Raw genomic sequence first — 18,365 nt, forward strand, 5'->3', positions numbered from 1 at the left:
TACCCGAGTGCTGCCAGTTGGGGACTATCAGGATTCCGAATTTATGACACTCCCGCCGGTTATCCGACGCGCCGCCGATGTCATGGCGACGCGCTTCGTGTCCACTGTTGGTTCGCGAGGGACGCCACACGCTTGGGAACACCCCAAGGTCATCTCGCACATGCGCCTCCGAGCCGATCGGCGTGGGCCATCGGCTCGGAGACTCCTGCGGGATTCCGCACAGGGTTTCGGACGAGGTAGTCGTTCAGCGTGTGGTGGAAGCTTGTCGCCAGGTGGGACTGCGGCGCGAACAGGTCGAACGCGTGGTAGGCGCCGGGGTAGAGGTGCAGCTCCACGGGGACGCCGTGGGCGCGCAGGCGCGCCGCGTAGTCGAGGTTCTCATCGCGGAAGAGGTCAAGTTCACCGACACCGATGAAAGTCGGGGGCAGGCCGGCGAGGTCGGTAGCCCGGGAGGCGGCGCAGTATGAAGTCACGTCGTCGGTGCCGACGCGGTCGCCGAGGATCGACTTCCAGGCCGAGATATTGGTCGCGCGGTCCCAGATGCCGATGTCGGTGATCTCGTGGCTAGAGTCGGTCGTGTTGCGGTCGTCGAGCATCGGGTACATCAGCAGCCGGAACAACGGGGTCGCCGCGCCGATGTCGCGGATCAGAAGCGCGGAGGCGGCGGCGATGCCTCCGCCTCCGCTCTGGCCGGCCAGACCGATCCGGGCGGGATCGAGGCCGAGGTCGGTGGCGTTGTCGCTGATCCACCGGTAGGCCGTGTCCTCGGTGGCGCCGGGCGCGGGGGTTTCCGGGGCCAGCCGGTAGTCGACGCTGACAATGGCGCAGCCGAGTGCCGTGCACAGCGGCTTGAGCCAGGGTGAGTCCTGGGCAGCGTGGCCGAGCACCTGCCCACCGCCGTGGAACCACATGACGACCGGCAGCGGGCTGGGCGCGTTCTGCGGACGCAGCAGGAGGATCGGGACGTAGGGGCCGTCGGCGCGCGGCACCTGGATCTCGTGGGTGGTGACGGTGGGCTCGTCGGGGATGGTGCTGGCGATGGATTCGGCCATCGCGCGGACGCCGACTCGCGTGCCCTCCAGGTCGCTGAGGTCGAACACCCCGGTCGGTGTCATGGGTACGGCCTTCAGGACCTCGGCGAGCTCGGGGTCGATCCGCTCGCGTGCGTTGTGCTTGTGCATGTTGTTCGTTCCTTACGCTGCGATGCGGCGCGGGGCGCGCGGGCGCGTGCAACAGCCGATCGTGGGGATGATGGCCGATTTCCGCCGCGCGGCGTTGATGCCGGGGCGGCGGACCCGAAGCGGCTCAGCGCGCCGTGGTCGTCGGCGCGTCGAAGTAGTGGCCCTGGGCGAGGTCCTCGATCAGACCGGGCTGGACCGGCTTCCAGCCGAGGAGGTCGCGGGTCAGCGTGGACGACGACGGGTTGTCGACCTGGGTGTGGGCACCGAGGAAGCCGAAGTGGTCATCGGCCTGGGCCGGCGGGATGCTGACGACGGGCAGGTCCAGCCCGCGGCCGATGGCCTCGGCGATCTCCCGGAAGCTGACCCCCTCGTCGTCGACAGCGTGCAGCCGTGACCCCGCCGGTGCGGATTCCAGAGCCAGCCGGTACAGGCGTGCCGCGTCGAGCGTGTGCACGGCCGGCCAGCGGTTGGCCCCGTCGCCGACGTAAGCCGAGACGCCCTTCGACCGAGCGATGGAGACGAAGGTCGGGATGAAACCGTTGTGGTCGAGCGCGCTGTGGACGCTCGGAGTGAGCCGGACGACGGACGAGCGGATACCGCGCTCCGCGAGAGCGGCCACCGCGTTCTCGGCGTCGATCCGCGGGCCCGCGCCGAGCGCGTCCACTTCGGTGAGGGGGTCCCGCAGTCCTGCGAAGGCGAACAGTACCGTTCCCGACGTGGCCACCAGGGGCTTACCGGTGCCGGCGAGCGCGTTCCCGAGCGTCTCGACGGCGCGCAGATCCGCCGCGACCGCGCTGTCGAAGTCGCCGGCGAACATGGCGTCGTGCTTGAAAGCCAGGTGGATGACGCCGTCCGCCGCGGCGGCGGCCGCGGCGAGGCTGTCGAGACCGTCGAGGTCGCCCCGGTGCACCTGGGCACCGGCGGCCGCCAACGAGGCGGCGGACCTGTCCGAGCGAGCCAAGCCGACGACCTGATGCCCGGCTTCGAGGAGCTCGGGGACGACGGCGGAGCCGAGGTGTCCGGAGGCTCCGGTGACGAATACGCGCATGGTTGTGCCCTCCTGCGGCGGGCTCCCCACCCCGGTGGGGAGGTGATGTCAGTAACTGACATCACTCTGATGTCAGCTTCTGTCATCGGCGGCTAGGATCGGATCATGAGCCGATGGAAACCCGACGCACGAGGCCGTCTGGAGAAGGCGGCGCTGGAGCTCTACAACCACAAAGGCTTCGACGCCACCACAGTCGCGGAGATCGCCACCCGTGCCGGGCTCACCCAACGGACCTTCTACCGGCACTTCGCCGACAAGCGGGAAGTCCTCTTCCCGGCCGCCAACCCCCTCGCCGACACCCTCGCGGACGCCACGGCCGCCGCCCCGGTCCCCGTGATCAAGTGATCAGTCTGGCTCCATGAGAGTCAGGTGGAAGAGGTGATCGGTGTGGAGGACTGGGTTGAGATCCGGCGGCTCCACCGTGCACCCAGCGCGACGGGCCGGGGAATTCTCCGTCGTGCCGGACGCTCTCATGGCCCGCCGTCCCAGGCGGGGCCGCTCCGCGCGCGGCGGGCAGGGCCAGTCACGTATTGCGGCCCACCTGGGCGGGCGCGGTCTCCTTCGTGATCGGCGGCTCGCCGTTCCGTCTCGGTGTGTCCTTCACCCGAGGATGGATTCGTCACTGTTTGAATCACCTTCATGACCAAGCGCGACGATGCGGCTCTCTTCGGCAACCGATTCCTGACCGTGCCCGCTCCCTCGGAGACCTTCCCCGAGGAAGGCATGGCCGCGACGGACGCGATGAGGCTGGTGGGTGAGGACCTCGCCATGGAGGGCGACCCGCAGCGCAACCTCGCCACGTTTGTCACCACGTGGATGGAGCCGGAGGCGCAACGGCTGATCGCCGAGAACCTCCACCGCAATTTCATCGACCATGCGGAGTACCCCATCTCCGCCGAGATCGAGCAGCGTTGTGTGCGGATGCTCGCCGACCTCTTCCACGCGCCGGGCAGGACGACTGGATGTCGGACCCAGGGTTCGTCCGAGGCGATCATGCTCGGCGCGCTCTCGTTGAAGTGGAAGTGGCGCGAGCGCCGCCAGGCGGCGAACCTGTCCATCGACCGCCCCAACTTGATCTTTGGCGGAGACGTCCACGTCGTGTGGGAGAAGTTCTGCCGTTACTTCGATGTCGAGCCGCGAATCGTGCCGCTCGCCGAGGGCAAGTACACGATCGGCCCCGAGGACGTGGAGCCCCACCTCGATGAGAACACGATCGGCGTCGTCGCCGTCCTCGGCACCACGTTCACCGGCCACAAGGACGATGTCGTGGGGATCGACAAGCTCCTGCGGGACGTCCGCAGAAAGCGGGACCTCGACATCCCGATCCACGTCGACGGCGCCAGCGGGGCGTTCGTGTGGCCCTTCCTCTACCCGGACTCGAAATGGGACTTCCGGCTCGAGCAGGTCCGTTCGATCAACGTCTCGGGACACAAGTACGGCCTGGTCTACCCCGGCATCGGATGGCTGGTCTTCCGCGAGGAGTCCGACCTGGCCCAGGACCTCGTGTTCTACGAGAACTACTTGGGCAAGACGGACGCGACGTTCACCCTGAACTTCTCCACCGGCGCTTCGATGGTGCTCGCGCAGTACTACAACTTCGTGCGGCTCGGCCGTCAGGGCTACACCTACGTCATGAAGATGATGCAGGAGAACGCCCGCGCGTTGGCGGACAACCTGCGTAGCGGCGGCCGCTTCGAAGTGATCGGCAGCGACCTTGAGCAACTGCCGCTGGTCGCCTTCCGCCTCGCCGGCAAGCACGCCTACGACGAGTCCGACATCGCCTGGCAGCTCTCGGCCGAGCGGGGCTGGATGGTGCCGGCATACACCCTCCCGCCCAACGCGGAGCGGGTGAAGGTCCTGCGTGCCCTGGTCAAGGAAACCCTGAGCCGCGAGCAGATCGATCGTCTGAGCCAGGACATCGCCGCCGCGTGTCGCACTCTGGACGACAAGGGTGCGACCCACGGGAAGGAGCGGGCCCAGGTCAAGCGCGGTAGCGGCTACTGACGCACGCTCCCAGGGGGCGGGCGGCGAAGTCGCTGCATCACTACACGGGTTGTGGGGCGAAGGGGAGCAGGTCGTCCGCTCCGGGCCTTACCACGCCGTAGCTGCTCTCGGGGACCTCGTTCCAGACGCTGGGCAGATCGCCCAGCGGCTCGGACACGATGAGGCGGGTCTCGTCGAGGTTCACGGGCAGGGCCGGCACTTCCGGCGTTTGTTCGAACGGCTCGGCCCTGGTTCCTTGGTGGCAGATTCCGTGGCGGTGCGTACCGGCGTCGGGGGTGACGACGGACGCTCTTATCTTTCGCTTAGAACGTTCTCCTAGCGTCTCGTTCATGATGATGCAACGTGGTGCAGTCGGATCTGTTGTCCTCACGGCCGTGGCCTTGACGGCCGTCGTCGAGGTGGCCGCCGCGGCTCCCGCCCCCGACAAGGCGGCCGCCTCCGTGTCCGGAGGCAAGGTGACGGACAATCTGTACATGTCGCTCGGCGCGTTCGAGGATGCGGCGTCCGGCAAGGACTCGAAGGTCAAGGCCATGATTGACCGTCCGGACATCGGCGGCGTACAGGTGGTGGTGCCCTGGAAGGCCCTTGAGGGGAGGAAGGGGGAGTACAAGTGGTCGCGGCTGGGCGATGCCCTGAAGTATCTCCAGGAACGCCACAAGAAGCTGTTCGTCCAGGTTCAGGATCGGTTCTTCGATGTAGCCATCAAGGACGCCAACGTTCCCCAGTATGTGAAGGACGAGGGCGGGGTCGCGCCGACGGTCGATGAGAACCCCGACAACCCCACCACCCACGGGGCCATGGCCGCGCAGTGGAACAAAGGGGTGCGGGCTGACTTCCAGGCCATGTTGAAGGCGATGGCGGGGAAGTTCGACGGCAAGCTCGCCGGGGTGAACCTTCCGGAGACCGCGGTCGAGGTCGACACCAAGAAGGATCAGACCAAGTACACCTCGAAGTCCTACATCGATGCCGAGATCGACAACATGCGCTACGGCAAAAAGGTCTTCACCAAGACGCAGTTCATCCAGTACATCAACTTCCTGCCGGATGACGACGACCACAAGCGCATGAAGGAGATGTTCGACGTCGCCAGGGACAAGAAGATCGGCATCGGAGGACCGGACACCCTCCCGGATCGGAAGTACCAGATGGAGAACTCCTACAAGTTCCTCCACGAATACAAGGATGCCCTTCCCCTCGTCGCGATGGCTGTACAGGAACCCGACATCAACGCCAAGGACCCCAAGACCGCCAAGCCGTACACCCGCGAACGGTTCACCGACTTCGCCCACGACTACCTCGGTGCGCGCCACATGTTCTGGAGCACCGAAGCGGACTGGCTGCAGAAGCCCCCGGCATGACACGTGTACGAGTGCGGCTGCCCCGCCCCTGACCGGTGACCCAGGCGAGGCGATCGAGGGGCAACTGCTGGATGACGACGTTGCGGGGTATGAATTGGCATCCACATCCACCCCCGGCGTCTACACCTGGGTCCCGGCATTCTCCCGCCCAGTTCCCCGCAGTCGGTGCAGGTCGCCGACCACGAGCTGATCATCCATGAGCCCGGGGCACAAGCACGACGGCAAGACGGGTCAAAACCTTCACCCCACGAGAAAACCGATCAAGTACACCGCGAGAGCCCACCTCGCCCACACCGGCTTCCTGCCCCACCGTTCCCGCAGTTTGACCCCCACCGGGCCAGCCTAGACGAGCCCACACATCTCGAAGGTGGGGACGGACAGCATCGGCGGGACCAAAGATCCACGGCCGGGTCTCACGCATGCTCGTGCTCGTCGCTCTTCCCCACACCGTTCAAAATCCAACCATGTGACGGGAAGAGCGACTCTGACGTGTCGGTGACCGATCACGTCCAGGCGGGGGATCGGTACCGCCGTGGGAACCGTGTCCGAGGACGTGCGGCACGGAGATGGTGATCTTTTTCTCCACCGATTCGCCGGGACCAGCTCGGCGCCCTGGGCCTGGTCCTCAACGCCCTCGTGCTCTTCAACACCGGCTACATGGACGCCGCGGTCCACCAGCTGCGCGCGGACGGATTCGACGTCCGCGAGCAGGATGTCGCCCGTCTCTCCCCGTTCGTGCGGCACCACATCAACATGCTCGGCCGCTACTCCTTCCAGCTGCCGGAGCTACCCGGCGGATTGCAGCCTCTGCGCGACCCGGATGCCGCCGAGGACGAGTGACCGGCCTCTTAGCCGCCTCCCACTCCATCTCCGCGTCAGCACTGGTCAGTGGCCTGGAGCGGGTACAGCGTCTCCTCACGAGCGACAGCTTTGCGTACCCACTCCGTCCGGGCAGGCCCGGTGGGCTTTCGCGCGCCGAATGCGCGCTCAGCTGACCGCAGCGCCGAACCACTGGGGAAGCCGGTCGAGCAGATCCTGCTGATCGTCACCAACCCACGCCACGTGGCCGTCCGGCCGCAGCAGCACCGCGGGCGCGTCCAGTTCCTTGCTGATGTCGGCGACGTGGTCGACTCGATCTGCCCAGCCTGCCACCGAGAGGCGGCCGGTCTGGTCGAGCAGCAGCCCGCGGCCGCCGTGCATCAGCTCGTAGAGGCGACCACGCTTCAGCCCCACGTCCCGCAGCCGTCGGCCGAGCAGTTCATGCCCCTCGCCGAAGTCGTAGCGGACCCCGATCGCCGTGATCTTCTCCATCAGGCACCGGCTCACCTCCTCGAAGTCCATCAGTTCCGACACCAGCCGGCGCACTGCTTGGGGACCCGGCTCGACGGACATCAGCTCCATCTGTGCGCGGGTGTTGTCCAGCACATCGGCGGCCACCGGGTGCCGTTCGGTGTGGTAGCTGTCCAGCAGTCCCTCCGGTGCCCAGCCGTTGACTTCGGCGGCCAGCTTCCAGCCGAGGTTGAACGCGTCCTGGATGCCGAGGTTGAGCCCCTGCCCGCCGGTCGGCGGGTGGATGTGCGCCGCGTCGCCGGCCAGCAGCACCCGGCCGGTCCGGTAGCGCTCGGCCAGCCGGGTGGCGTCGCCGAAGCGGGAGAGCCATCGCGGTGAGTGCACGCCGAAGTCGGTGTCGGCGAGCTTCCGCACCTGCCTCTTCAGCTCGTCCAGGGTCGGGGGGACCGTGCGGTCCTCGGCCACCCCTTCGGCGGGCGCGACGAGGCGGTACACCCCGTCCCCGAGGGGCATGGCGCCGAACCGCTTGTGGGTCTTGCGGACTTCAGCCATCACGGCGTTCAGCGTGTCCGGTGGCGCGGTCACCTCCACCTCGCCCAGCAGCGTCTCGACCCTGGAGGGCTCGCCGGGGAAGCCGACGCCGAGCAGCTTGCGCACCGCGCTGCGGCCGCCGTCACAACCGACGAGGTAGCGCGAGCGCAGTCGCGTGCCGTCGGCAAGTTCGGCGGTCACCCCGTGTTCGTCCTGGCTCAGCCCGACGAGTTCGCAGCCGCGCCGGATCTCGACGCCGAGTTCGGTGGCGTGCTCGGCAAGCAGGCGATCGGTGGTGGTTTGCGGGATGCCGAGGGTGTACGGATGTGCGGTGTCCATGTGGTCCGGCGCTGGCTTGTCAAAGGCGGCGAAGAAACCACCGACCGGGTGCTGCTTACCGAGGGCGAGGAACCGCTCCAGCAGACCTCGCTGGTCCATGACCTCGACGCTGCGCGCGTGCAGACCGAGCGAGCGGACGATCCTGGTCGGCTCCGCGTCCTTCTCCAGAACGAGCGCGTGCACGCCGTGCAGCCGCAACTCGCTGGCCAGCATCAAGCCGGTCGGTCCGCCGCCGGCAACGATCACATCAATCATGAACCCCCCATTTAAAAAGGTTGCATTTCGGCCAGCTGCTCTACTCAGTCCGGCGGCGCGCACACCCGGACCTCCGCGCCGCGTGCCCGCAACCACACTGCGAGCCCCACCGGCGGTTTCCCATCCCGAAGAGGTCACAGTCGATAAAGGCGCACGTGCCTCGCGAATCCCTGATTTCCCCAAGTTCTGGCCTCGGCCGACGATTCTGCGCCACAACCCGGGCCTTGCCGCAAGGCCCCCCGTGCGCTATAAGTTGAGAGTGGCAAGGAGTAGGTAACCTCCTTGCCTTTGCTTTTTGCCGTCCGTTGTGAACGGACAAAGCCCTCCCGCATCGGGGCCCACGACGCGAGGTCGACATTCGAGGTGTGGTCGCCAAAGGCGGCGATCCTCGCCCAGACCCCACCGCGTGTGAGGGCCGGCGTCCCAGCTGACTGGCTGGATCAACGCCGGGCGTCGCCGGGTGCGAGCGGGCTGGTGACTTCGGCGATTGCCTCGTCCGAGGGCTTGAAGTAGCGGCGGAGGTTCTCCGGCTTCTTGTGCCGGGACTTGGCCATGAGCATCAGCAGCGAGGCGCCCTGCTCACCGAGGTGAGTCAGGGCGGTGTGCCTTGTGTCCGCAGAGGCCGTGTGCGGATGACTCCGTGTGGCGATTGAGCAGGTCCGATCGCAGAGGCGGCTTCCGCGACGCAGATGGTCGGCTGTGTTGTATTCCGCAGGACCTCCCGTGATGCAGGTCACTCTCTTTCGTGTTCCTGGGGCCTCGCTGTCAGTAAGGACTGAGATCGTGCCTCCGTGGGCGAATTGGTGGAGCATGTAGATGAGCAGGACCGCGTGTTGGGAGTCGTCGAACGAGGCGAGGCGGAGCGTCAGCACTGGCCGCATCGCATTGCGACGACGATCTGCCGTGATCGGGCAGGGCGGATCTTGGTGCTGCGACGGTCCGAGACGCATTCCCGGTTCCCTGGCTACTACGACGTGATGGTCGGTGGCGCCGTGAACGAGGGTGAGTCGTATGAGGAAGCCGCAGCCCGGGAACTGTCCGAAGAGCTGGGCGTTCGTGTGCCCGTGCGCTTCATGTTCAAGTTCCTTTGCCGGGAGGGGACCAGCCCCGTGTGGTTTGGGGTGCATGAGGCTGTCGTGACTGAACCCCTGATCCCGGACCCGGGCGAGATCGCCTGGCAGGGCTGGCTGACAGAGGCCGAATTGTGCGAGGTCGTCGATCAACGGCTCTTCGTTCCGGGAGGACGGATAGCTCTGCGCCGATACCTTGAGTCCGGATCCGGCAGCGGTGCAGGCGAACTGGGAGCCGAGTGATTGGCGATGCGGTTGTCTCGTCGAGTCGGGCATTTCAGCTGCAGGACCCGATCACTGTGGTTCGTGGTGTTGGAAGGCGCCTGACTTGGGTGGTCCCGGCGGCAGCTTCGCGGAGCCGGACGCTCTCCTCGTGCTGGGCGGCGAGCCGGGCCAGGGCCTGGCCGCGGAAGTCGGCGAGCTCCGTGACGGTCTGCTCCGATGCGGCCAGCCGTTCCCGGAGCTTGCTGTTCTCTGTCTTGAGCCGGGCGATCTGGGCCTCGCGATGGTCAGGGATCTCGCCGACATCCTGCAGGGCCTGGACCCGTCGCTCGAACTCGACGCGGAAGTGCCGCCAGTGCCCGCCGCAGCCGGTCGATGTCGATGCGTCCACGGGCCACCGCGGCATACAGCCCGCCGTGGCCTCGGTGGCGTTCACCCACCAGCGACAGCTCGGCCAATGACTTCACCGGATCGTCACCGCACAGAACGGCATCGGTCACCTCGTACAATGCGTCCGAACGCGCGGTGAGGCAGGAGTAGAACTCGCCCCGGAAGCATGACAGTTCAGCCAACGGCTCTCGTCGGGCATCGTGATGCAACAGACTCATCCTCACGGCCTTCGTGCTGGACATGTGTGTTCCTTGGTCGGAGCACATGTTCAGACGAAGGCCGCTCTGACGTACACCGATTTCCGAACCGATTGATCAAGTTCGAGGCACGATTCGACCCCAGTCGTTAAAGATCAAGCTAGTTCAGCGGGTCGGCGGCCAGGACCCATAGGTCACCGGTGCCGCACGTGATGCGGCGTCCGGTGCCGGCCGGTGGCTGTTCGAGTGTGGTGCGGCGCAGCCGCCAGCGTGTTCCGTCGATCATCGCTACCGGGCCCTGTACGCGGGGGTGGTGGCCTGCGATGTTCCATGCGCGTACCTGTGTGTGGATGTGGGTGGCTTTCGTGGACCAGTCGACCGTGGCGTAGTCCTCCGAGAAGAATCCGGCCCAGGTGCCCTCGCGCTGCGGCTGCGGTTCGCCTCGGTCCCCGCGTACCAGTCGCCGCAGCACCTGCGGCAGCATCCCTGAAGCGGCCTCCAGGACCCTTGTGTTGACGCCGGTGAAGGACCAGACCTGGTCGGTCAGGGGGATCGTCGTGCGGGCCAGCACGGATCCGGTGTCCAGCTCCGCGTCCATCCGGTGCCAGGTCACGCCGATCGTGCGTTCGCCGTTGCGCACGGTCCATCCGACGGGGTTCGGGCCCCGGTAGGAGGGCAGGTCGGAGGGGTGGCAGTTGATCGTCCCCAGGCGGGGGACGGACACGGCGGCGGCGGGCAGCTTTCTCGGGTAGCCATAGCTGACGGCCACGTCCACCGCGTAGGCGCGCAGGAGCCCGGCAACCGATTCCGTGCGGGAGGGGACAGCCAGGTCCACGCCCGGTGGCAGGTCGTGCTCACCGAGCACGTGCCCGGGCCAGTCGCAGGTCGCCGGTAGCCGATCACGACCGGGACCCGGTGTCCCAGGGTGCGCAGTGCCTCGACCAGTGGAGGAGCGGTCTGCGGCAAAGCCGCGACGACGGCGACACGCAGTGCGGGGGCGTCCCGTTCGCACGGCGTCGTCGCCCGTGGTGTGTGCGGGGCGGTCATCGAACGGCCTCGGCTGCCCGCAGCGAACGCAGCCGGAGGTCGGTCCAGGAGGTCTCGGTCCAGGCCAGGCAGGTGGCCCGGTCGGCGCGGGGGTGCACCTCGCGCCAGCCGTCCGGGACGGCGATGTCGGCGGGCCAGAGGCTGTGCTGGTCCTCCTCGTTGGCGAGCACGAGGAACGTGCCGTTGGGGTCGTCGAACGGGTTCATGGGTCTCCTCAGGTGGGGGAGTCGCAATGCGTCGCGCGGGCAGCGCTGTGGTCGGTCGGGGAAGGGCCGCTGGAGGGCGTCGAGGGCGGTGGCGGGTCCCTGCCGCTTCGGGCAGGGACCGGCCTCGGTCAGCCGCGTGCGGGTACGGGGGCGTCGCCGGGACCGGTCGGCGCGGTGCCCGGGTCCGCCGCCGCCGCCGGTGCCGGCGACGGCGCGGGCAGCGGGGTGAGGGTGGCGGCCAGGGCGGCTGGGGTGGCCCGCCGCATCACCTGCTCCAGCGTGACCGCGGGGCCGAAGTGCTCCCGCAGGCGCTGGAGCAGGCGCGCCGCGAGTAGCGAATGCCCGCCCAGGTCGAAGAAGTTGTCGTCGATGCCGACCCGCTCCAGGCCCAGGACGTCGGCGTACGCCTCGGTCACCACCCGCTCGGTCGCCGTGCGCGGCTCCCGGGTCAGGGCCGGGGTCCGCTGGGGTTCGGGCAGGGCCCGGCGGTCCACCTTGCCGTTGACGGTCAGCGGCATGCCGTCCAGACCATCACCCGGGCGGGCAGCATGAAGTCCGGCAGCACCCGGGCCAGCGCGTCGCGCAGAGCGCCGCCCTCCAAAGGTGCACCGGTCTTGGACGAGCCCACGGCGTATCCGGTGAGCTCCTTGCTGCTACGTCCGTCCGGCCCGGCCACCACGGCGGCCTGCACCACGCCAGGGAGGGCGGCCAGGGCGGCCCGCACCTCGTCCGGCTCGATACGGTGCCCGCGGATCTTGACCTGGTCGTCGTTGCGGCCGGTGAACTCCAGCGTGCCGTCCGGGAGCCTGTGGGCCAGGTCACCCGTGCGGTACATCCGCGAGCCGGGCGGCCCCCTGGTTTTCCCGGGCCACGCCTGGACGCACCCACGACCTGACCGCCGCGCGTGCCCACGGCATCGTCCAAGCCTGCCTCACCAGGCAGATCCTCGTACTTGCGGACCGCGCCTACCAGGGCGCCGGCGCCACCGTCCGCACCCCGTACTACCGCCACCACGAACAGCCCGACAACTACCAGCAGTTCAACCGCGACCACGCCCGCCTACGGGCACCCGGCGAACGCGCCTTCGCCCTGCTGAAGTCCTGGCGACTGCTCCGGAGAGCCAGATGCTCCACCCGCCGCATCGGCACCATCGTCCAAGCCGTCCACACCCTGCTGACCTGCAGCCATTCAGGATGAAAACGGCTCAGTGAGGGACGGGCCAGCTTTCGGTACTGACTCTCGTGGTCATCTCCTCGGTAGGCGTGGAGTGGGGATGCCTAGGGCAACGGGCGGTCGCTGGGTGCGCCGTTGTGTTTCGTCGCGCTTGGAGCGGAGGAAGGTGAGGGTGAGGTCGATGCCTTCGATCTCGCCGATCCAGCCCTCAGTTTCGGCGCGCGCTCGACGGTCGAGGAGGTCAGCTTCCAGTTCCGCGAGGCGGGGCAGCATCTTGGGACTGACGTGCAGCATGGGGCAGCGGACGCAGGCTTCTCTGAACTATTGAGGTTGATGCCCGAGAGTGGATCTAGGCAGCATGAATCGATGCGCCGTGATGGCGTTCGGTCCGCCAGAGGATCTGGCTGCATCCGATGGGGGGATTGTGGAAGATCCAGAGTTCGACGTGCGGTTGACCTCAAGCGGGAGCAAGGGACTCAACCTTGTGCTGGCAGTTCGGTCAGTGACGGGGCTGAGCGCGTGGCGAAGCAAGCAGCTGCTTGAAGCCGCCCCGACGACGGTTGTGGACCGGACATGGTTCGCGGCCGCAGCGGCCGCGTCGAGGCGCCTCAACGCTGCTGGCGCGCGAGCTGACTTGGTCTGCCGGTGGTGTGAGCGGGTGATGTCTCCGGAGGACTGTCCGGTGGACCCGGGGCCGTGCTCATCGCCCTTCCTGTCCCCGACGGGCTGCCCCGCGAGCCGCTCGCCCTCGAGGACCTGATCCGTGAGCAGGTCCGCGCCTGGCGGGTGCGGGGATTGAAAGACCACAGCGTCGTCTTCGACCACATCGACCAGTACGGCGAGACGTCGGCCAGGAGACTGTTCAGCCACCAGCTGGTCGACGAAGCGCGGCGCCTGGCAGGCGCGCACCGCTTGGTCCTCGGGCACCACCTGGGGGCGAGCGTGAGCGGCGGCGAGGTGTCCAGGGTCGACTTGGCCCGGGTCGCGCTGCGGACCGCGATGAGACCGACGTCGTCCCGGACGATGCGCCGGCTCCGATCGAGCAAGCCCGCGCACAGCGCCGCCGTCAGACCGCGGCGACCGAGGCCGCCACCCTGCGCAGGGCTCGCGAGGAGAAGGCCGGCCTTCAGGTGCAGCCGAGGCAACTGGACCGGACAGCATGACTGGCTGGGCACTTCTGGCCAGTGCAGGTCGACCGAATCCGATCACCCCGCTAGGTTCCTCAACGGAGGTTCGACACGTGAGGTTACGAGAAGCGATCGGATGGATGCTGATACCGGCGTCCTTGCCCGGGTGTCCCGACTTGGCGGGCATCGTTAGGCAGCACATCGCGACCGTCCGGGACGGAGCGGCCGTGGCGCGCGAGGGCCTCATCGGCGTCTCCAACGCCACCGTCGATGGACCGGGCAGGCTGCCCGCCGACCTGATCTATCCCGGCTCAAGCCTCGCCGAGCAACTCCAGGAAGCGCTCCCCGAAACGCGCGTCGTCAAGACACTCAACACCATGCTCTTCCCGGTGATGACCGCCCCGGCCATGCTTGCCCAGGCGCCCAATGCCTTCCTCTCCGGCGAGGACCCGGGGGCCAAGCAGACCGTCCGTGAACTGCTCACCGACCTCGGCTGACGCGAAGAATGGATCACCGACCTCGGCGGAATCCGGACCGCCCGCGCCACGGAGGCCGCGATCCTGTTCGTACCGCACGTCATCCGCTCCAGCGGATTCACGCCCTTCGCGATATCGATCGCCCGCTGACCCGCACGCGCGGCGCACCGCTCACGGCGGCCTGACTGCGAAGGTCCACGTCGCCGACGACCACCCTGGGCGAACGGGCCCAGGACTCCAGAGGGCCGCCGGTCGGGAAAGTTGAACTCGTGAGCCCGCCCCAGCGACGCACAACGGGGTATCGATCGGGCCGCCGACCGCGTTCGGGCTGATCCGTGCGGCCCCTCCCGCGCACCTCGTACGGACCTTCGGCTGTCTGCGCGTGGCGTGGCACACTGGCGGCTTGGGCGGTGGTGAACGGGGGCGTCGGGTGGGTCTGGTGATCGAGAGTCGGCCGTCGGAGTTGCCGTACATCGAGAGGGTGTGGCGCAGCCGCAGCAGTGGAGTTGGCCGGATGACGTCGGTCGCGGCGTCGCACTGGGAGCTCGTCTTCTGGGAGCACGAGGGCCAGGTGCAGGCGGCCGTGCTGGGCCCGGAGCCCAGGGCCTGTCCGGCTCCCGTTCCCAAAGACGCCACGTTCTTCGGCATCAGCTTCGCTCTCGGTACCTCGATGCCGCACGTGCCGATCAGCCAACTGGTGGGGAGCAGTGCGGAGATACCCGACGTGACGCGGCACTCCGTGTGGTTGAAGGGTTCCGCCTGGCACGTGCCCGACTACGACAACGCGGAGGCGTTCGTACGGCGCATGGTGCGTGAGGGCATCGTGGACTGCGACCCGATCGTGCCCGCGGTGCTCGGCAGCGCGGCCCCCAATGTCTCCGAGCGGACCCTCCAGCGGCGTTTCCTCGCGGCAACGGGCCTCACGCAGGGAGCCGTCCGGCAGATCCACCGGGCCCGCGAGGCGGCGGTACTGCTCCAGGAGGGGGCGCCCGCGCAAGACGTCGTGCACCGGCTGGGCTACTTCGACCAGCCGCACCTGGCGCGGTCCTTGACCCGGTTCATCGGCCGGACCGCCACTCAGCTGAGCGCCCCGGACGGCGCGGAGCCACTGTCGCTTCTGTACAAGCCCTCCTCCCCGCTGCCCGCATAGTCTTCCTGACGTAGCCGACGGGGGTCGGCCCGCTCAGGCCGGACCGCTAGTGAGCCGGGACCGGGCAGAGGCCCCGAACACATCACGGAGGAATCATGCGCAAGGTCGTTTCGGGTCTGTTCGTCTCGCTCGACGGTGTCGCCCAGTCGCCGAACGAGTGGCAGTTCGCTTTCGACGAGGAGATGGGCGCGGCGCTGGGAAAGACGCTGGAGACGGCGGACACGATTCTGCTGGGCCGGGTGACCTTCACCGAATGGGCGGGGTACTGGCCGACGGTGACCGACGGCGAGGACGCGGGCTTCGCCAAGTGGATCAACGACTCGCCCAAGTACGTCGTCTCCTCCACGCTGGACAGCGTGGACGACTGGGTGAACAGCACGCTCATCAATGGCGATCTGACGGCCGCCATCGAAGAGCTCAAGGCGGGGGAGGGGAAGGACATCACCGTCGCGGGCAGCCCGACCCTGGTGCGCTCGCTTCTGGAGCAGGACCTGCTGGACGAACTGGTGCTGCTGATCCACCCGGTGGTGGCCGGCGAGGGCCGTAAAAAGCTGTTCGCCGACGACGCCACCCTGAAGAAGCTGGAGCTGGTCAGCGCTCAGCCGACCAGCAGCGGAGTGATTATCGCGACCTACCGTCCGACGCGCTGACCACTGCGTCAAAGCGGGCCGGGTACATGGACGGGCAGCGGATCGAGCCGCCTGTCCATGTCGAGGCGGACCGGGCCTGACTCCGCCGTCGCGGCACGTCATGACCTCCGACGAGGACCCAGCCAGCCGGGCCGGGTGAGAGTCAGACGGGTTGGGTGTGGAGTCAGACGGCCGGGTGTGGAGTCAGACGCGAATGCCCAGCCGCGACCGCCTCGACATCTGTTCCGCGGCGAGCAGATAGGCGACGGGAGATTGCGTTCTGTGTAGCTGGCGGGCTTTCAGACGGCCCGCGATATACGGAACGACACTGAGCGCGACGGCCCCGGCTCCCATGGCTGGGTGGCCGCCTGAGACAGCCAAGGTGCCCAGGACGGTGCCGGAGACGGCCCCGAGGTCCACCTTCAACCCCAACGTGCCCACCGTCGACTCGACACCGAACGCGCGCAGCGCACGGCGTAGTTCGTCCAGTCGCGGTTTGGTGGTCCGCTCGTGGAGCGCCTGCAGATGGGCTTGGGCTCTCGGAGTTCTCGACAGCGGCGATCTGTTCGAGCTCGGCTGCCAGCGAGCCGATGTGTGTGTGAAAGGCCGCGAGCTCGGACGCGTACCTCTGCCGGAAGCTCAGCAGCCGTACCACGGGCACGCTCGCGATCCTCTCGGGTCGGATCACCGCGCGGAGCGAGAGCTGGGCGTATGCGGCCCGGGTGTCCTGGAGGGCCGGGGTCACAGGGAGATCGATCAGATCGGCGAGGCGGTCAAGAGCGCCCACCGCGTGGTGCATCCCCGGGTCGTCGGTCACGGGCGACAGTGTGTTGTGACGGGCGACGGTGTCCGCCAGAGCGGTGAGGCAAACGGTGCCCAGCCTGGGGTGGAGGCCGACCCAGGGATCATGCTCGTCGACTTGGACGGCCAGGCCCGCCTCGATCAATTGGTGCCGCAGTGCGAACGACATCTTGGTGCCGGTTCCGCCGCAGTAGATCCACAGCAGCGCCGGATGATGCCATGCCCGGGCTCTCTCAGACGTTGGCTGGGCGGCGGGGTGAAGTCCTCAGCGACACAGAGCGTGGGATCCGCTGTCCGTAAGCGCAGGACGTTCAGCTCCCGGGCCAGGTCCTCGTACCCCAGGATCTCGAAGGAGGCATCAGCCACGGTCTCCAGATCGCGCCTGCTCGGAGTGATCTCCCGCAGCAGATCACTCTCCCCACGGATCTCGCGAACCACCTCGCTGTCGCGATCATCGACGGTGCGAGGACGGAGCCTGACGACCCTCTCCCATGACAGCAGCGCCAACGTGAGCCAGTCGGTGTCCTGGAAATGCATCCACGGGTAGTACAGAGCGATCGATGCCATTACCCCTCCGGCTGCCGGCTGCTCCCTTCGTCTTCCTGTGCCCAGTCTGGCTCACGTATACGGCGTAAGGGCCGGTCACCAGCCTTTCGCGAGAACACACCGGGCCAACTGCGACAGACCATCAGGCCACCGTTCGAATCGTTGTGAGGAAGCGTCAGAAAAGCGACGCACAGAATGGTGTCGTGGAAAACACCGAGACAAGTCCGTCGGTGTGGGCATGAAGGGGGCGGCAGGGGCCAGATCCCGGTGTGGCTGAGCACCTGTCGTTGGGCTGTCCGGCAGGGCAGGCGTTCCGCGGGCGGGGTCGTCACAGGGCGCGCCGAGGCTTTCGACGAGATCGCCGAGTGGTGTGACGGGTGCGGGGATGCCGCTGATCGCCGCGGCCGATGCGATGGAAGGACCGCTGGTGCCGCTCCAGAGGGGATGAGCTGGTCGCCCGGTCTCCGTCTGCGGCACACGTGTCCGTGAACTGTCCTGCCGGGAGGCGGCCTTGGCCCCCGTTGCGCCCGCCGAGGGTGAGCGACGTCGAAGCACGTTTTCGGGATGCCCAGTCGGAGCCCCTGCTGGGCGGGTGGGCAAAGCGGTTCGGCGGTGTCGGGCCTCCTGCGGTAACGGAGCGAGGGGCCCAGGCATCACTCCCACCAAGCCAGGCAGCCCCGCGACGTGCGGGCGCTCCGCCCGCAACTACGCCAGCAAGGTCGCGGACCGCTTCGGCCTCGCGCTGACCGACGTCACCTGCAGCGGCGCCACCACCGCGAACATCCTTACCACCGGCCAGCACGGCAAGCCTCCGCAGATCTCGGCGCTCACCGCCGACACCCGCCTGGTCACCGTCACTGTCGGCGGCAATGACGTGGATTACCTGGGCAGCCTGTCTGTCTACTCCTGCCAGAACACCCACCGTCCTCACTGTGGCACCGTCGACCAGCGCGCCATCGACGCGGCGCTCAGCACCGTGCACACCAAGATCGGCGACGTGGTCGCGGCGGTACACCGGCACGCACCGAAGGCGCAGGTGCTCCTGGTCGAATACCTCACGGTCCTGCCGGCCAGTGACGGCTGCTCCGGAGTGCCGCTGACCACGGCACAGGCCGGATTCGAGCGGAAGGTCGCCGCGCGCCTGCTGTCAGCCACCCAGCAGGCGGCCGCCGACCAACAGGCCACCGTGGTCGACGCGGCCGGCGCCAGCGCCAACCACAACGCCTGCTCGTCCACCCCATGGGTGGGGAAGTACGACGTCCCCTCCGCACGCCCTACCACCCGAAACCGCAGGGCATGGCGGCCGTGGCCGACCTGATCTCCGC

The 18,365-nt window shown here is 67.9% G+C and carries 17 protein-coding genes and 7 pseudogenes; 11 read left to right on the top strand and 13 right to left on the bottom strand.

Translation table 11 applies throughout. The features are described 5' to 3' along the window. Positions 1 to 149: 149 nt before the first annotated feature. Both OG522_RS36790 and OG522_RS36795 read right to left on the bottom strand, forming a co-directional pair. Positions 150 to 1,181, bottom strand: coding sequence for an alpha/beta hydrolase (locus OG522_RS36790; RefSeq protein ID WP_329467350.1), 1,032 nt, complete (start codon positions 1,179 to 1,181; stop codon positions 150 to 152). Between the two features lie 124 nt (positions 1,182 to 1,305). After that, positions 1,306 to 2,229, bottom strand: a complete 924-nt coding sequence (locus OG522_RS36795) for an SDR family oxidoreductase (protein WP_329467351.1) — start codon at positions 2,227 to 2,229, stop codon at positions 1,306 to 1,308. 105 nt (positions 2,230 to 2,334) lie between these two features. On the opposite strand from OG522_RS36795, the pseudogene OG522_RS36800 reads away from it, so the two are divergent. After that, positions 2,335 to 2,556, top strand: a pseudogene (locus tag OG522_RS36800) (helix-turn-helix domain-containing protein); the annotation flags it as partial. A gap of 312 nt (positions 2,557 to 2,868) precedes the next feature. Then, complete coding sequence (locus OG522_RS36805; RefSeq protein WP_329467352.1) at positions 2,869 to 4,233, top strand: glutamate decarboxylase; 1,365 nt, start codon at positions 2,869 to 2,871, stop codon at positions 4,231 to 4,233. 40 nt (positions 4,234 to 4,273) lie between these two features. Here OG522_RS36805 and OG522_RS36810 read toward each other — a convergent pair. Continuing rightward, positions 4,274 to 4,408: pseudogene (locus OG522_RS36810) on the bottom strand (class II glutamine amidotransferase); the annotation flags it as partial. A 199-nt stretch (positions 4,409 to 4,607) separates the two neighbouring features. On the opposite strand from OG522_RS36810, the gene OG522_RS36815 reads away from it, so the two are divergent. Then, positions 4,608 to 5,591, top strand: coding sequence for a hypothetical protein (locus tag OG522_RS36815; RefSeq protein ID WP_329467353.1), 984 nt, complete (start codon positions 4,608 to 4,610; stop codon positions 5,589 to 5,591). Between the two features lie 591 nt (positions 5,592 to 6,182). Further along, a pseudogene (locus OG522_RS36820) lies at positions 6,183 to 6,431 on the top strand (Tn3 family transposase); the annotation flags it as partial. Positions 6,432 to 6,578: 147 nt separating this feature from the next. Here the strand turns inward: OG522_RS36820 and rox are convergent. Continuing rightward, a complete protein-coding gene (rox, locus tag OG522_RS36825) occupies positions 6,579 to 8,006 on the bottom strand; it encodes a rifampin monooxygenase (RefSeq protein ID WP_329467354.1) in 1,428 nt (475 codons plus the stop codon). 440 nt (positions 8,007 to 8,446) lie between these two features. After that, a pseudogene (locus tag OG522_RS36830) lies at positions 8,447 to 8,614 on the bottom strand (site-specific integrase); the annotation flags it as partial. A gap of 183 nt (positions 8,615 to 8,797) precedes the next feature. Here OG522_RS36830 and OG522_RS36835 point away from each other — a divergent pair. Beyond that, complete coding sequence (locus OG522_RS36835) at positions 8,798 to 9,319, top strand: NUDIX hydrolase (protein ID WP_329467355.1); 522 nt, start codon at positions 8,798 to 8,800, stop codon at positions 9,317 to 9,319. A 34-nt stretch (positions 9,320 to 9,353) separates the two neighbouring features. On the opposite strand, the gene OG522_RS36840 is transcribed toward OG522_RS36835, so the two are convergent. The 6 genes and pseudogenes from OG522_RS36840 to OG522_RS36865 all read right to left on the bottom strand — a co-directional run bounded on the left by OG522_RS36840 (position 9,354) and on the right by OG522_RS36865 (position 11,973). Further along, positions 9,354 to 9,689 carry a hypothetical protein gene (locus OG522_RS36840; RefSeq protein ID WP_329467904.1) on the bottom strand — a complete coding sequence of 112 codons (336 nt, stop codon included), beginning with the start codon at positions 9,687 to 9,689 and terminating at the stop codon, positions 9,354 to 9,356. After that, positions 9,637 to 9,906 (bottom strand): annotated as a pseudogene (locus tag OG522_RS36845) (transposase); the annotation flags it as partial. The gene OG522_RS36840 and the pseudogene OG522_RS36845, both read right to left, overlap by 53 nt. 139 nt (positions 9,907 to 10,045) lie before the next feature. Further along, entirely contained in the window at positions 10,046 to 10,750 is a 705-nt protein-coding gene (locus OG522_RS36850) for a methionyl-tRNA formyltransferase (protein ID WP_329467356.1), read from the bottom strand. A 178-nt stretch (positions 10,751 to 10,928) separates the two neighbouring features. Beyond that, on the bottom strand, positions 10,929 to 11,138 hold the full coding sequence (locus tag OG522_RS36855) for an MbtH family protein (RefSeq protein WP_329467357.1): 210 nt from the start codon (positions 11,136 to 11,138) through the stop codon (positions 10,929 to 10,931). Between the two features lie 128 nt (positions 11,139 to 11,266). Continuing rightward, positions 11,267 to 11,656, bottom strand: a complete 390-nt coding sequence (locus OG522_RS36860) for a phosphopantetheine-binding protein (protein WP_329467358.1) — start codon at positions 11,654 to 11,656, stop codon at positions 11,267 to 11,269. Further along, a complete protein-coding gene (locus OG522_RS36865; protein ID WP_329467359.1) occupies positions 11,647 to 11,973 on the bottom strand; it encodes an AMP-binding enzyme in 327 nt (108 codons plus the stop codon). Before OG522_RS36865 ends, OG522_RS36860 begins: the two co-directional genes overlap by 10 nt. Before the next feature lie 14 nt (positions 11,974 to 11,987). Here OG522_RS36865 and OG522_RS36870 point away from each other — a divergent pair. The 5 genes and pseudogenes from OG522_RS36870 to OG522_RS36885 form a co-directional block, all read left to right on the top strand. Continuing rightward, positions 11,988 to 12,335 (top strand): annotated as a pseudogene (locus OG522_RS36870) (transposase family protein); the annotation flags it as partial. 352 nt (positions 12,336 to 12,687) lie between these two features. Then, positions 12,688 to 13,071, top strand: coding sequence for a ribosomal protein L7/L12 (locus OG522_RS41410; RefSeq protein WP_443074863.1), 384 nt, complete (start codon positions 12,688 to 12,690; stop codon positions 13,069 to 13,071). 609 nt (positions 13,072 to 13,680) lie between these two features. Further along, positions 13,681 to 14,064: pseudogene (locus tag OG522_RS36875) on the top strand (NADPH-dependent F420 reductase); the annotation flags it as partial. A gap of 364 nt (positions 14,065 to 14,428) precedes the next feature. Continuing rightward, positions 14,429 to 15,064 (top strand): helix-turn-helix domain-containing protein, encoded by a 636-nt coding sequence (locus tag OG522_RS36880; RefSeq protein WP_443074804.1) that lies wholly within the window; start codon positions 14,429 to 14,431, stop codon positions 15,062 to 15,064. Between the two features lie 95 nt (positions 15,065 to 15,159). Next, positions 15,160 to 15,714 (top strand): dihydrofolate reductase family protein, encoded by a 555-nt coding sequence (locus tag OG522_RS36885; protein WP_329467361.1) that lies wholly within the window; start codon positions 15,160 to 15,162, stop codon positions 15,712 to 15,714. Positions 15,715 to 15,877: 163 nt separating this feature from the next. Here OG522_RS36885 and OG522_RS41415 read toward each other — a convergent pair whose 3' ends face one another. Beyond that, the gene (locus OG522_RS41415) at positions 15,878 to 16,663 is read right to left on the bottom strand and encodes a DUF6236 family protein (protein ID WP_443074805.1); all 786 of its coding nucleotides are present in this window, start codon (positions 16,661 to 16,663) and stop codon (positions 15,878 to 15,880) included. After that, the gene (locus tag OG522_RS36890; protein WP_329467362.1) at positions 16,636 to 17,061 is read right to left on the bottom strand and encodes a hypothetical protein; all 426 of its coding nucleotides are present in this window, start codon (positions 17,059 to 17,061) and stop codon (positions 16,636 to 16,638) included. Before OG522_RS36890 ends, OG522_RS41415 begins: the two co-directional genes overlap by 28 nt. Before the next feature lie 571 nt (positions 17,062 to 17,632). Here OG522_RS36890 and OG522_RS36895 point away from each other — a divergent pair. Further along, a complete protein-coding gene (locus tag OG522_RS36895; RefSeq protein WP_329467363.1) occupies positions 17,633 to 18,358 on the top strand; it encodes an SGNH/GDSL hydrolase family protein in 726 nt (241 codons plus the stop codon). The last annotated feature ends 7 nt before the right edge of the window (positions 18,359 to 18,365 follow it).

Source organism: Streptomyces sp. NBC_01431 (genome assembly GCF_036231355.1).
In the GTDB taxonomy this organism is placed as follows: domain Bacteria; phylum Actinomycetota; class Actinomycetes; order Streptomycetales; family Streptomycetaceae; genus Streptomyces.